At 61.8% G+C, this 12,033-nt stretch carries 13 protein-coding genes; 7 read left to right on the top strand and 6 right to left on the bottom strand.

The annotated features are described in order from the left end of the window. Nucleotides 1-34: 34 nt before the first annotated feature. The 3 genes from ACTJJ6_RS09705 to ACTJJ6_RS09695 are packed head-to-tail and all read right to left on the bottom strand — an operon-like array spanning nucleotide 35 to nucleotide 2,902. Nucleotides 35-937: an alpha/beta hydrolase gene (locus ACTJJ6_RS09705; protein ID WP_193842803.1), complete on the bottom strand. Its 903-nt coding sequence runs from the start codon at nucleotides 935-937 to the stop codon at nucleotides 35-37. After that, the gene (locus ACTJJ6_RS09700) at nucleotides 927-1,820 is read right to left on the bottom strand and encodes an alpha/beta fold hydrolase (protein WP_193842804.1); all 894 of its coding nucleotides are present in this window, start codon (nucleotides 1,818-1,820) and stop codon (nucleotides 927-929) included. Before ACTJJ6_RS09700 ends, ACTJJ6_RS09705 begins: the two co-directional genes overlap by 11 nt. 26 nt (nucleotides 1,821-1,846) lie before the next feature. Then, a complete protein-coding gene (locus ACTJJ6_RS09695; RefSeq protein ID WP_337060730.1) occupies nucleotides 1,847-2,902 on the bottom strand; it encodes a sugar phosphate isomerase/epimerase family protein in 1,056 nt (351 codons plus the stop codon). Between the two features lie 140 nt (nucleotides 2,903-3,042). Between ACTJJ6_RS09695 and ACTJJ6_RS09690 the strand changes: the two genes are divergently transcribed. After that, a complete protein-coding gene (locus ACTJJ6_RS09690) occupies nucleotides 3,043-3,636 on the top strand; it encodes a TetR/AcrR family transcriptional regulator (protein WP_193842806.1) in 594 nt (197 codons plus the stop codon). Nucleotides 3,637-3,675: 39 nt separating this feature from the next. Here ACTJJ6_RS09690 and ACTJJ6_RS09685 read toward each other — a convergent pair whose 3' ends face one another. Then, nucleotides 3,676-4,569, bottom strand: coding sequence for a LysR family transcriptional regulator (locus ACTJJ6_RS09685; protein ID WP_440802411.1), 894 nt, complete (start codon nucleotides 4,567-4,569; stop codon nucleotides 3,676-3,678). A gap of 106 nt (nucleotides 4,570-4,675) precedes the next feature. Between ACTJJ6_RS09685 and ACTJJ6_RS09680 the strand changes: the two genes are divergently transcribed. Then, nucleotides 4,676-5,803: an alpha/beta fold hydrolase gene (locus tag ACTJJ6_RS09680; RefSeq protein WP_197817645.1), complete on the top strand. Its 1,128-nt coding sequence runs from the start codon at nucleotides 4,676-4,678 to the stop codon at nucleotides 5,801-5,803. Here the strand turns inward: ACTJJ6_RS09680 and ACTJJ6_RS09675 are convergent. Next, nucleotides 5,800-6,102 carry a cupin domain-containing protein gene (locus ACTJJ6_RS09675; protein WP_028127440.1) on the bottom strand — a complete coding sequence of 101 codons (303 nt, stop codon included), beginning with the start codon at nucleotides 6,100-6,102 and terminating at the stop codon, nucleotides 5,800-5,802. The genes ACTJJ6_RS09680 and ACTJJ6_RS09675 overlap by 4 nt on opposite strands. Nucleotides 6,103-6,180: 78 nt before the next feature. After that, nucleotides 6,181-7,113, bottom strand: a complete 933-nt coding sequence (locus ACTJJ6_RS09670; protein ID WP_049188959.1) for a LysR substrate-binding domain-containing protein — start codon at nucleotides 7,111-7,113, stop codon at nucleotides 6,181-6,183. 169 nt (nucleotides 7,114-7,282) lie between these two features. Between ACTJJ6_RS09670 and ACTJJ6_RS09665 the strand changes: the two genes are divergently transcribed. Genes ACTJJ6_RS09665 through ACTJJ6_RS09645 form a run of 5 tightly spaced genes read left to right on the top strand, consistent with a single transcriptional unit; the run spans nucleotide 7,283 to nucleotide 12,015 of the window. After that, complete coding sequence (locus ACTJJ6_RS09665) at nucleotides 7,283-8,233, top strand: branched-chain amino acid ABC transporter permease (protein ID WP_049299340.1); 951 nt, start codon at nucleotides 7,283-7,285, stop codon at nucleotides 8,231-8,233. Nucleotides 8,234-8,243: 10 nt separating this feature from the next. Next, nucleotides 8,244-9,356 carry a branched-chain amino acid ABC transporter permease gene (locus tag ACTJJ6_RS09660; protein WP_049299342.1) on the top strand — a complete coding sequence of 371 codons (1,113 nt, stop codon included), beginning with the start codon at nucleotides 8,244-8,246 and terminating at the stop codon, nucleotides 9,354-9,356. After that, nucleotides 9,353-10,123 (top strand): ABC transporter ATP-binding protein, encoded by a 771-nt coding sequence (locus ACTJJ6_RS09655; protein ID WP_044031171.1) that lies wholly within the window; start codon nucleotides 9,353-9,355, stop codon nucleotides 10,121-10,123. The genes ACTJJ6_RS09660 and ACTJJ6_RS09655 overlap by 4 nt, the downstream gene beginning before the upstream one ends. Then, nucleotides 10,116-10,829 carry an ABC transporter ATP-binding protein gene (locus ACTJJ6_RS09650; RefSeq protein WP_016927620.1) on the top strand — a complete coding sequence of 238 codons (714 nt, stop codon included), beginning with the start codon at nucleotides 10,116-10,118 and terminating at the stop codon, nucleotides 10,827-10,829. The genes ACTJJ6_RS09655 and ACTJJ6_RS09650 overlap by 8 nt, the downstream gene beginning before the upstream one ends. Before the next feature lie 34 nt (nucleotides 10,830-10,863). Next, nucleotides 10,864-12,015: a branched-chain amino acid ABC transporter substrate-binding protein gene (locus ACTJJ6_RS09645; RefSeq protein ID WP_049299344.1), complete on the top strand. Its 1,152-nt coding sequence runs from the start codon at nucleotides 10,864-10,866 to the stop codon at nucleotides 12,013-12,015. The last annotated feature ends 18 nt before the right edge of the window (nucleotides 12,016-12,033 follow it).

Here is a 12,033-nt window from a genome sequence, read left to right as displayed (position 1 = left end):
AATAGCCAAACGCCCCGCAATGCGGGGCTTTTTTTTACTCGCCGGCCAGCTCGAACATGCGCCGCGCCGCCGGGGTCAGCCCCAGCATGTGTATGCAGGCATGCACCATGCCCGGCAACCGTTCGCAGCGTACCGCCACGCCCGCCTCGCGCAGCCGCTGCGCATACTCCTCGGCCTCATCGCGCAGCGGATCATATTCGCAGCTCAGAATGGTGGCCGGCGGTAACCCGCGCAGCGTGGCGGCGTGCAGCGGTTCGCCGTAGGGTTCGCGCCGCTGAGCCAGATACTGCTGCCAACAAAATACCATCGCGTCGCGCGTCAGAAAGTGCCCCTCGGCAAACTCGCGATAGCTCCTCGTCGCCATTTCGCGGCTGAGCGCCGGATACAGCAGCAGCTGACGCTCGATATGCGGGCCGCCGCGATCCCGCGCCAGCAGCGCGACCGCCGCCGCCAGATTGCCCCCGGCGCTGTCGCCCCCCACCGCCAAGCGCTGCGCGTCGATCCCCAACTGCGGCGCCTGTTGCACCACCCAGCAGAGCGCCTGATAGACATCTTCCAGCGGCTGCGGAAACGGATACTCTGGCGCCAGACGATAGTCGACCGACAGGATCACCCGGCCGGTGGCGTTAGCCAGCGCCTGGCAGGGCTGGTCATACAGCGACAGCGAACCGAGGCACCAGCCGCCGCCGTGGGCGAACAGCATCGCCGGTTGTGCGGCAGCGCGCCTTTCCCCCGCCGGTAGATAAGCGCGCAGCGCAATCCGGTGCCCATCGGCGGCGACCACCGTATAGTCCCTGACGCCGCCGCTCGGTGCCGCTTCGCCCTGCAGCAAGCGCAAACCGGTTTCCGTGGCCGTGCGCATTTCCGCCAGCGACGCGGGTGGCAGTGCGTCGACCGATGCCGTCAAAAAGGCGGCGATGCGTTCATCAAGCGGCATGTTGTTCTCCCGCCAGGAACGGCGTAATCAGTGCGATAAACGCCTCATGACACTCCTCGGTGATGAAATGGCCGCAGCCGGCGACCGTTTCGCCCCGCAGATCGCGCGCATTGCCCTGCAGCGTCGTCAGCGGCGCGTCGCCGGTGGCGTGTTCCGCCCCCACGGTCAGCACCGGCATCGTCAATGGCGTGGCGGCGCGCACTCGGTTCTGGCGAACGGTCTCCGGGATCGCCCGGTAATAGTCGAATCCGGCACGCAGGCCGCCCGGCGCAGAATAGGCGGCGATATAGACCTCAGCCGCCACCCGATCGCGCCGATAAGACCAGCGGTTGAAGATATAGCCAAGATACTCCCGCTCGCGCCCCTGGGTCAGGGTCTCCGGCAAATCCGCCAACTGGTTGAACATGAAATGCCACAGGAAGATGTTCTCCTCCGGCGCGACGAAAATCGGCGGCGGCGGCGCCAGACCGGGGATCACCGCCTCCGTCAGCACCAGGCGCTTCACCGCCTGCGGGAAGTCGCTCGCCATGGCGTAACCGATCCACATGCCGATGTCGTGGCCGACCAGTTGGTAACGTTCGTGGCCCAGTTGCGCCATCATCGCGTGCAACGCCGCACCGATGCTGCCGGTGTCGTAACCGCCGACGGGCTTGTCCGAATCGCCGATGCCCGGCGGATCGACGGCGATCGCCTGAAAACCGGCCGCCGCCAGGGCGCGCATCACATGGCGCCAGGTGTACCAGGTTTGCGGCCAGCCGGGGATCAGCAACACCGGCCGCCCTTCACCGGCTATCACGCAGTGGATACGTTGGCCATTGACCTGGGTATAGACGTGTTCCGCCGCGAGATCCGCTAACGGGATCTCGTTCTGTCGATATTGCATGGGGTGACTCCCTGAAAGGTTAAGGCTCAGCGAATGCCAAGCAAGGCATTGATCTGTTGTGGGTTGACCGGCGCGCCGGCGAAGTCGTCGAACACTTTGTCGGTGACGCGGATAATGCGATCGCGAATGAAGGCCGCGCCTTCGCGCGCGCCGTCCTGCGGATTTTTCAGGCAACATTCCCACTCCAGCGTCGCCCAGCCCGAATAGCCGTACTGCGTCAGGCGCGAAAAGATGCCGCTGAAATCGACCTGGCCGTCGCCCAACGAGCGGAAACGGCCGGCACGATCGACCCATGACTGATAACCGCCGTAAATGCCCTGGCGACCGGTCGGATTGAACTCGGCGTCCTTGACGTGGAACATGCCGATAACATCCTTATAGATATCGATAAATTCCAGATAGTTAAGCTGCTGCAGCACCATATGGCTCGGATCGAACAGCACCCGGCAACGCGGGTGGTTGCCCACGCGCTCAAGAAACATTTCGAACGTCACGCCGTCGTGCAGATCCTCACTCGGGTGAATTTCATAACACAGGTTGATGCCCTGCTCCTCGCAGGCGTCGAGCACCGGCAGCCAGCGTTTGGCGAGTTCGTCGAACGCGGTATCGATCAATCCTTCCGGACGCTGTGGGAACGGGAACAGATAGGGCCAGGCCAGCGAACCGGAAAAGGTGCCCAGCTCGCTGAGCCCGAGCCGCGCCGACGCTTTCACCGCCAACAACATTTGCTGCCGCGCCCACTCGCCGCGCGCCTGCGGATTGCCCTGCAGCGCCGGGGGCGCGAAACTGTCAAACAGCGCATCGTAAGCCGGGTGTACCGCCATCAGCTGGCCGAAGATATGGCTGGTCAATTCGCTGACTACCAACCCCTGCTCCGCCAACATGCCGGTCAGATCGTCACAGTAGGTTTGGCTTTCCGCGGCGGTGGCCACGTCGAATAAACGCAGATCCCAGGCCGGGATCTGCAAGGCGGTAAACCCGGTTTGCGCCGCCCACTCGGCGATGGCCGGCAGGCTGTTGAACGGCGCTGTCTCATCGCTGAACTGCGCGAGATGCAGGCTTGGACCTTTGAGGGTTTTCATCGTAAACTCCTATTGGTTGTCGATTGACAAACAATAGGAGCAAAGCGAATTGACCGCAAGCGAAATTTATAAAGACATTGGTATTCCCGTCGATTTAAGCGATCCTATGTCGCTGAATGACAGGTAAATTGGAGCAGCGAATGGCAGGCAGACCGCGCGAGTTCGATCGCGAACAGGCGCTCTTGAAGGCGCGAAACTTATTCTGGCGGCAGGGTTACGAAGGCACTTCGATGTCGGATCTGGTGGCGGAATTGGGTATTGCTTCCGCGCGCATCTACAAAGCGTTCGGCTCCAAAGAGCAGCTGTTCCGCGAGGCGATCGCCAGTTACGAAACCGCCGAAGGCGGCTTCGCCGATCGCGCCTTCGCGCAGGAAAGCGGTATTCGCCCGGCGATCAAACGCCTGCTGGAAGATGCCGTGCGGCTCTATAGCCGGCCGGATCTGCCGCAGGGCTGCATGGTGGTTTCCTCCGCCGCCAGCGTCAGCGCAGAAAACGACGGGCTCAAAGCCTGGCTGGCAGAGCATCGGCTGCAGCGCACGCAGCAGATCGTCGAACGGCTGCGGCAGGCGGTGCAAACCGGCGAACTGCCGGCCGACACCGACGCCGACAGCCTGGGGGACTATTTCGCCGTCTTCCTGCACGGCCTGTCGATTCAGGCGCGTGACGGCGTCACCGAAGCGCGGTTATTGGCGGCGGTAAACGTGGCGCTGACGGTCCTGGGCAACCGCGCCTAATCGATTCTTGAATGCGGTTCAAACTCAGGCGCGTTTTACCTATGGCTGTGGAGGAACCGCGTTTCTGACAAAATCTGCGACGTGAGGATTAGTATTTTCCCGCTTGTGAATCAAAGCAACCTGATACGGGATCTGTTCTCCACTAAGCCGGCAAAAAGAAACGTTTACCCAGCCGCTTTTTTGCATGAATTCAGGGACCAGACTGACTCCTAATCCCGAAGCAACAAGGCCGACGATCGTTTCCATCTGCACGGCTCGCTGAACAACCTCAGGAGCAAATCCTGCCTTTTCGCAGGCTTCAATAATAGAGCGATAAAGACCAGGCCCTTCCTGCTCTGGGAACAATACCCACGGCTCCCTGGCCAGGGTAGAAAGCGGCATCGCGCCGCGTGTTCCGCCAGGATGTTTACTCGGCAAAACGGCAATCAGCGGGCAGCTAAAAAATCGATGGCAGGACAGTTTCGGTATGGCGTATTCAGGAACAGGTAAAACCGCAATGCCAACGTCAAGCGAGTCTTCCAAAAGGCTTTCAACCTGTCGCGCGGTGGTCATTTCTTTCAGTTCAAGCACCACCTGCGGACTGGAAAAGTGAAACCGCGTGAGCGTTTCCGGAAGCAGATGTCTGACGGCAGAAGCGACAAAACCGATGCGCAAAGCCCCCGTCATTCCCTGGCCGGCGCGTTGGGTCAGCAACATCGACCTTTCCATCTGCATCAGCGTCGCAACCGCTTCCTTCTGCAACACTTTGCCTGCCGGGGTCAGTGCCGTTATACGATTGGTTCGTTCAAAAAGCCGGGTGCCCAACGCCTCTTCCATTTGACGGATCGCGTTTGTCAGCGGGGGTTGAGCCATATGCAAACGCTCAGCCGCTTTACGGACATTCATTGTTTCCGCAACCACAAGAAATTGGCGGAGCTGACGCAGGGTGAGCATATCGCGATACCTTCAACGTATTAAGAAAGCCCCTCGATAGTATTAGACACACTAGCCAGGTAACCTGAAGATGCTTCCTGTATATATTGGCGGAGCAGAAATAACAATGAACATACTCAGATCGTTGTCACTGACTTACCGAAACCTAAATATGTTGCTGGCCCTCCTTGTGATGTCGGCATCACCCACGCTGGCTGCATCGAAAGAAAATGAAATCCCCGCGCCGATAGAGCGCACGGACAGGCACATTTTGCTTGCGAACGGAGAGCAACTCCACGTCAGGGAGGTCAGGCAGAAACCTGACGGCAAGATACCGCAACCGTCTGTATTGCTGATTCATGGCGCCCGGGTTCCCGGCCTCGCCTCTTTTGATTTGCCCGTCAAGGGCGGCTCTCTGGCGGCAGATCTGGCATTAGCAGGCTTTCGAGTGTACATCCTCGATCTGCGGGGATATGGGTTATCCAGCCGGCCGGCCGCGATGGATAGCCCCCCTGACCAGTCGGCGCCTTTGATCCGCACGGCGGATGCCGTGACCGATATCGCTCACGCCGTGCAGGCTATTCAGGCGTGGAGCGGCTCCCCTCGCGTTAGTCTCTTGGGATGGGCGACAGGAGGACACTGGGCGGGCGCTTATGCGGCCCAATACCCACAGAATGTGGAACGACTGGTGCTCTATAACACGTTATATGGCGGAACCGACCATCATCCGCTGCTGGGACAGGGATCACCCCTGGACGATCCCCAAAACCCGGGACATTTCAACGCAGCCAAATTTGGCGGCTGGAACCTGAGCACGCGGGACAGTCTGTTTGTCGTCTGGGATAACAGCATTCCCGTGGCGGATAAAACACAGTGGCGTGATGAAACAGTGAAACGCGCTTACGGTGATGCCGCACTGGCATCGGACAACACCTCGCAGCACAGAACGCCACACAGCTTCCGCGCACCGACCGGTGCAATGGCTGACAGCTTTGAACTGGCGATGGGCAGAAAACAGTGGTCCGCAACAGCCTTAACCACCGTTCCCGTATTGGTTGTTCGCTCGGAGCGGGATTTCTGGAGCCGGCCAGAGGATGTTGACGCCATCATGAAAGATGCCCCTACAGCCGAAAAGCTGGTCATTCCTGATGCGACACATTTTGTCCATCTCGATAGAGATAACGCCGGCAGACAACGCTTTCTCCAGGGCGTCGTCAGATTTCTGGCGCAACCCCAGCCCAAACACGGAGCTTAATCCTCCGGCAGGTCGACAATCACCAGCGTGCCTTCGCTACCCGGCAACACGCGGTGCGGCACGCCGGCCGCGGCCTGATACAGCTGACCGGCTCGCACCACCACTTCTTCCCCCGCCACCTGCAGCCGCAGGTGGCCGCTGATCACCAGCAACCCTTCGCTGTAATCATGCACTTCATCCGCAATGCTGCGCGCATCCATACGCAGCACTTTGATGTTGGCCGCACCGACGCGGCCCAGCACGGAGGAACGCCAAGCCTCGGGCAGTTCGGCCGCCTGCTGGTTTAAATCGAACAGCATCGTCATACCTTATCGCTACAGAGGAACCGGCACTCTACTGCAAAGCCGTCACCTGCTGAAAGACGCGTTGGTTGTAGATTATGCCCCGGCGTTCTGAGCCGCCGCCTCACGGCGCAGCCACTGCCGCAGATTTTCGCCTTCCTGCGACAGCTCGCTATCCAGCCGAGCGCACAGGTAATAATCGCGGCCGTCGTCGATCGGCAGATCGAACATTTTGATCAACTCACCGCTTTCAAGGTACTGGGCGATTAACGGTTCACGCATCAACGCGCACCCTAGCCCCGCCTGCACCGCCGCCAACGTCAACAATCCGTCCTCAAACATCGGGCCGATACTGCGCAGCGGGCGCTTGACGCCGGCCTGCTGAAACCATTGCATCCAGGTATTGCGTTCCTCGTCGTGCAGCAGCGGCAGCGTCGCCAGTTGATCCGGCGTATCGAGCAAACCGTGCAGTTTACTGAATGCCCGGCTGCACACCGGCACCATTTTGCCGGACATCAGCTTCTCGCTGCGATAGCCGGTCCACTGCCCGACCCCGAAGCGGATCGACAGATCGGCGGCGTCGCTCAGGTAATTGCGGTGGTTGGCGTAGACCACATTGATGTCGATATCCGGATTTTCGCGCAGGAAACCGCGCAGCCGCGGAATGAACCACCCCATGCCGAACAGCGGGATCAGACTGATGGTCACCTGCCGCGACGCGGATTGCTCGCGCACGTGTTCGGTCGCCTGGCGCAGCACGTTGAACGCCGAGCGAATCGAACGGTAGTACTCCCGCCCCTCGCTGCGCAACACCAGGTTACGCCCCTGCCGTTCGGTCAACGGCATCTGCAAAAATGCCTCCAGCGTTTTGAGTTGATGACTGACCGCCGAAGGCGAAATCATCAGCTCGTTAGCCGCCGCGCTGATCCCCCCCAGGCGCGCGATGGCCTCGAACGCCCGTACGGCGCGCAGCGGCGGATCGTTCGGCAGCATCGGCAACGGCTCATCATACTGTTCTGTTTTTTTCATATATTGACTGTTTTTGGGAAATGAACACTGAAGGAGTGGGTTTAATATACATAAAAATCAATGCATTAAAAACACTCGTTTTTTATATAAGAAAGTATTTTTCCGTATTTTACAATTTTTTTAAATTCTCTACTGTGAGCCTCTGACTCATTATCTCCGGACTCTCCTTATGGATACGCTGGTACAGCAAACCGTCAACGGTTTGATGCTCGGCAGCATTTATGCGCTGATCGCGCTCGGCTACACCATGGTGTACGGCATCCTGCGCATCATCAACTTCGCGCACGGCGACGTGCTGATGGTCGGGGCGCTGAGCGCGCTGTCGGCGATCGGGGTGTTACAGCACCACTTTCCCGCGTTACCGCCCTACGCCACGCTGCTGCTGGCGGCCCTGTTCGCCATGGCTATCTGCGCCATCACCTCGATGGCGATCGAGCGCCTGGCCTATCGCCGGCTGCGTAATGCGCCGCGCCTGGCCCCGCTGATCAGCGGCATCGGCGTGTCACTGCTGCTGCAAACCCTGGCGATGCTGATCTGGTCACGCAATCCCCTGATGTTTCCGCAGCTGTTGCCGATGGCGCCCATCGCCCTGACCGCAGGCAGCGCCGAACATGCGCCGGCGGTGATCACCGGCACGGCGATCGTCACGCTGGCGGTAGCCGTGGCGGTGATGGCCGGCCTCTGGCTGCTGGTCGAACACAGCCGTTTCGGCCGCGCCATGCGCGCCACGGCGGAAAACCCGCAGGTCGCCGGCCTGATGGGCATCAGTCCTGACCGCATCATCGTTCTGACCTTCGCGCTCGGCGGCGCGTTGGCGGCGGTGGCCGGCATCATGATGGCCAGCAACTACGGCAACGCCGGTTTCTCGATGGGCTTTCTGCCGGGCATCAAGGCGTTTACCGCCGCCGTGCTCGGCGGCATCGGCAACCTGCGCGGCGCGATGCTTGGCGGTTTGCTGCTGGGTCTGTTCGAATCACTGGGCACCGGCTATCTCGGCGAGCTGACCGGCGGCGTGTTCGGCAGCAACTACCAGGACGTGTTCGCGTTTCTGGTGCTGATCGCCGTGCTGGTCTTCCGCCCCTCCGGGCTGTTGGGCGAACGCATCGCCACGCGCGCATAAGGACATCACGATGACCGTTTTGACTCCCCCCGTTCCTCTGGCCACGCCGCGTCGCGCCGGGCTGGGGCTGACGCTGTTCATTCTCGCCCTGCTGCTGGCGCCCTGGGTGGCGGGCGCCGCCGGCGGCAACTACTGGGTGCGGGTCGTCGACTTCGCCCTGCTGTATCTGATGTTGGCGCTCGGGCTGAACATCGTGGTGGGCATGACCGGGTTGCTGGACATGGGTTTTATCGCCTTTTACGCGGTCGGCGCCTATCTCGCCGCGCTGCTGTCGTCACCGCATCTGACGCAGCAGTTCCCGCTGCTGCTGCAGTGGTTCCCCGACGGGCTGCATCTGCCGATGCTGTGGCTGATCCCGCTGGCGGCGCTGTTGGCGGCGGTATGCGGCATCCTGCTCGGCGCGCCGACGCTGCGGCTGCGCGGCGACTATCTGGCGATCGTCACGTTGGGATTCGGCGAAATCGTGCGCATTCTGATGCGCAATCTGGATCGCCCGGTCAATCTCACCAACGGCCCCAAAGGCATTTCCGGCATTGACCCGGTCAGCCTGTTCGGCCTGAGGTTTTCCGGCATGCACGAGTGGTTCGGCGTGCGTTTTTCCGGCCTGTACCTGTATTACTACCTGTTCGCCGCGCTGCTGCTGGCGATCCTGTTCATCAGCCTGCGGCTGCAAAACTCGCGCATCGGCCGTGCGTGGACAGCGATCCGTGAAGATGAGGACGCCGCGCGGGCGATGGGCATCAACACCCGCAACTTCAAGCTGCTGGCCTTCGCCATCGGCGCCACCTTCGGCGGCGTGGCCGGCGCGTTGTTCGCCGCGTTTCAGGGCTTCGTGTCGCCGGAATCGTTCACCCTGCAGGAATCGATCGCCGTACTGGCGATGGTGGTGCTCGGCGGCATGGGGCACATCCCCGGCGTGATCCTGGGCGCGCTGCTGCTGGCCGCCCTGCCGGAGCTGCTGCGCAGCAGCATGGGGCCGCTGCAGCAGGCGCTGTTCGGCCAGGTGCTGATCGATCCGGAAATCATCCGCCAACTGTTTTACGGCCTGGCGCTGATCCTGGTGATGCTGTATCGCCCGGCGGGCCTGTGGCCGGCTCGCCATGCCGGGAGGACCGCCGCATGACGCCGCTGCTTGCTTTAAATCACGTCAGCAAACGTTTCGGCGGCCTGACGGCGGTGGATGACGTCAGCATGAGCATCCGCCAGGGGGAAATCTACGGCCTGATCGGGCCGAACGGCGCCGGCAAAACCACCTGCTTCAACCTGATCACCGGCCTGTATCGCGCCGACGAGGGCGAGTTCAGCCTGTTGGGCCAGCGCTATAAACCGCAGGCCATCGACAAAGTGGCGCAGGCCGGCATCGCCCGCACCTTCCAGAACCTGCGGTTGTTCAACGAAATGAGCGTGCTGGAAAACGTGATGGTCGGCTGCCATGTGCGCACCCGCAACGGCCTGTGGGCGGCGATCGCTCGGCACCGGCGCGCGAAAGAGGAGGAACAGGCGGTGCGCGATAAATCCCATGCGCTGCTGGAGTACGTCGGCATCAGCCAATTCGCCCATTACCGCGCCGGCGATCTCGCCTATGGCCACCAACGCCGCCTGGAGATTGCCCGCGCGCTGGCGACCGAACCCCGGTTGCTGGCGCTGGACGAGCCGGCGGCCGGCATGAACGCCGGTGAAAAAGTAGCGCTGCGCGAGCTGCTGCTGCGCATCCGTGACAGCGGCAAAACGCTGCTGCTGATCGAACACGACGTCAAGCTGGTGATGGGCCTGTGCGATCGCCTGACGGTGCTGGACTACGGCAAAGCGATCGCCGAAGGCGAACCGGCGCAGGTGCGGCGCGAACCGGCGGTCATTCAGGCCTATCTGGGAGGCGGCGCGCATGTCTGAAGCCCTGCTGAGCGTTAAACGTCTCAAAGTGTCTTACGGCGGCATTCATGCGGTCAAAGGCATCGATTTCACGGTGAACGCCGGCGAACAGGTGACGCTGATCGGCGCCAATGGCGCGGGCAAGACCTCCAGCCTGCGAGCGCTGACCGGCCTGCAGCCGTTCGAAGGCGACATCCTGTTCGACGGTTGCTCGATTCGCGGCGCGCCGCCGCACCGGTTGCTGCAACGGGGGCTGGTGATGGTGCCGGAGGGACGCGGCATTTTCACCCGTTTGACGGTGCGGGAAAACCTGCAGCTCGGCGCCTATGCGCGGCGTGACAAATCGGCGGTGCGGCAAGATTTCGAACGGGTGTGCGCCACCTTCCCGCGGCTGAGCGAGCGCCTGCACCAACCGGCCGGGCTGCTTTCGGGCGGTGAACAGCAGATGGTGGCGATGGGCCGCGCGCTGCTCAGCCGCCCGCGGCTGCTGATATTGGACGAACCCTCGATGGGGCTGGCGCCGATTGTGGTGGAAGCCATTTTCACGGTCATCAAGCAGTTAGCCCGTGACGGCGTCACGCTGCTATTGGTCGAGCAGAACGCGCGCCTGGCGCTGGAGTCCACCGATCGCGCCTACGTGTTGGACAGCGGCAGCCTGAGCCACAGCGGCCGTTCCGCCGAGATGCTGGACGATGAAAAAATCAAACAGATCTATTTGGGTGAATAACCGTTGTTTCTTTTAACCGCACCAGGAGTATGACATGCAACAGAGCATTCGCATCAAACCGTTGGCGCTGGCCGCCATGACAATGATTCTTAGCCTCCCGGCGCTGGCGGCCGACACCGTGCTGATCGGCCTGGCCGGGCCGCTGACCGGCCCTTCCGCGCGCATCGGCAAAGATCTCGAAAACGGCGCGCAACTGGCGATCGCCGACGCTAACGCGCAGAAACCGACGCTGAACGGCAAACCGGTCACCTTCAAACTGGTGTCCGAGGACGACCAGTCCGACCCGCGCACCGCCGTGGCCGTGGCGCAGCGTTTGGTCGACGAAGGCGTCGCCGGCGTGGTCGGCCACTGGAACACCGGCACCAGCATCCCGGCGGCGCGCATCTATCACGATGCCGGCATCGCCCAGGTGGCGCCGGTCGCCACCGGTCACGGCTATACGCAACAGGGTTTTGACACCAGCTTTCGCGTGATGGGCCACGACGACGACGGCGGCAACTATGCCGGGCAATATGCGGTGAAAACGCTGAAAGCCCAGCGCATCGCGGTGATCGACGATCGCACCGCTTTCGGCCAGGGGCTGGCGGACGAGTTCATCAAATCGCTGCAGGCCCAGGGCGTGCAGCCGATCGCCCGCGAGTATGTGGATGACAAGACCGTCGATTTCAGCGCCGTACTGACCACCGTGCGCAGCAAAAACGCCGATCTGATCTTCTTCGGCGGCGTAGATTCCCAGGCGGCGCCGCTGGCGCGCAAACTGAAGCAGCTGGGCATGAACGCGCAGCTGATGGGCGCCGGCGGCTTTGTCAGCCAAACCTTCCTGACGCTGGCGCAGCAAGAAGGCGAAGGCGTCGTCGCGTTGGAGCCGGGGCTGCCGCTGGAACAGATGCCGGGCGGCAAGGCGTTTGAGCAAGCCTACCGCGATCGTTACCACACCCACATCGAACTGCATGCGCCCTTCGCCTACGACGCCACCCGGGTGCTGATCGCCGCCATCGAACAGGCCGGCTCGGCCAACCCGGCCGATTATCTGCCGAAACTGCGCGCCATACATTATCAGGGCGTGACCGGCGCCATTGCCTTCGATGCGCAGGGCAACCTGCAACAGCCGAGTTTCACCCTGTACCGGGTAGTCGACGGCAAATGGCAGCCGCAAACCGTGTTGGGCGGCGCCAAACCACAATAAATCAAGAGGAGCAAGGCG

Source organism: Serratia sp. 22278, assembly GCF_052045405.1.
Lineage (GTDB): Bacteria > Pseudomonadota > Gammaproteobacteria > Enterobacterales > Enterobacteriaceae > Serratia > Serratia marcescens.
The sequence above is the reverse complement of the archived record's forward strand: the minus strand, read 5'-3'. Positions and strand labels throughout refer to the sequence as shown.

Coding starts and splice junctions, on each gene's coding strand:
- ACTJJ6_RS09670 (WP_049188959.1), bottom strand. CDS start 7,113: ATGAAAAAAACAGAACAGTATGATGAGCCGTTGCCGATGCTGCCGAAC.
- ACTJJ6_RS09700 (WP_193842804.1), bottom strand. CDS start 1,820: ATGCAATATCGACAGAACGAGATCCCGTTAGCGGATCTCGCGGCGGAA.
- ACTJJ6_RS09675 (WP_028127440.1), bottom strand. CDS start 6,102: ATGCTGTTCGATTTAAACCAGCAGGCGGCCGAACTGCCCGAGGCTTGG.
- ACTJJ6_RS09685 (WP_440802411.1), bottom strand. CDS start 4,569: ATGCTCACCCTGCGTCAGCTCCGCCAATTTCTTGTGGTTGCGGAAACA.
- ACTJJ6_RS09695 (WP_337060730.1), bottom strand. CDS start 2,902: ATGAAAACCCTCAAAGGTCCAAGCCTGCATCTCGCGCAGTTCAGCGAT.
- ACTJJ6_RS09665 (WP_049299340.1), top strand. CDS start 7,283: ATGGATACGCTGGTACAGCAAACCGTCAACGGTTTGATGCTCGGCAGC.
- ACTJJ6_RS09690 (WP_193842806.1), top strand. CDS start 3,043: ATGGCAGGCAGACCGCGCGAGTTCGATCGCGAACAGGCGCTCTTGAAG.
- ACTJJ6_RS09645 (WP_049299344.1), top strand. CDS start 10,864: ATGCAACAGAGCATTCGCATCAAACCGTTGGCGCTGGCCGCCATGACA.
- ACTJJ6_RS09705 (WP_193842803.1), bottom strand. CDS start 937: ATGCCGCTTGATGAACGCATCGCCGCCTTTTTGACGGCATCGGTCGAC.
- ACTJJ6_RS09650 (WP_016927620.1), top strand. CDS start 10,116: ATGTCTGAAGCCCTGCTGAGCGTTAAACGTCTCAAAGTGTCTTACGGC.
- ACTJJ6_RS09660 (WP_049299342.1), top strand. CDS start 8,244: ATGACCGTTTTGACTCCCCCCGTTCCTCTGGCCACGCCGCGTCGCGCC.
- ACTJJ6_RS09655 (WP_044031171.1), top strand. CDS start 9,353: ATGACGCCGCTGCTTGCTTTAAATCACGTCAGCAAACGTTTCGGCGGC.
- ACTJJ6_RS09680 (WP_197817645.1), top strand. CDS start 4,676: ATGAACATACTCAGATCGTTGTCACTGACTTACCGAAACCTAAATATG.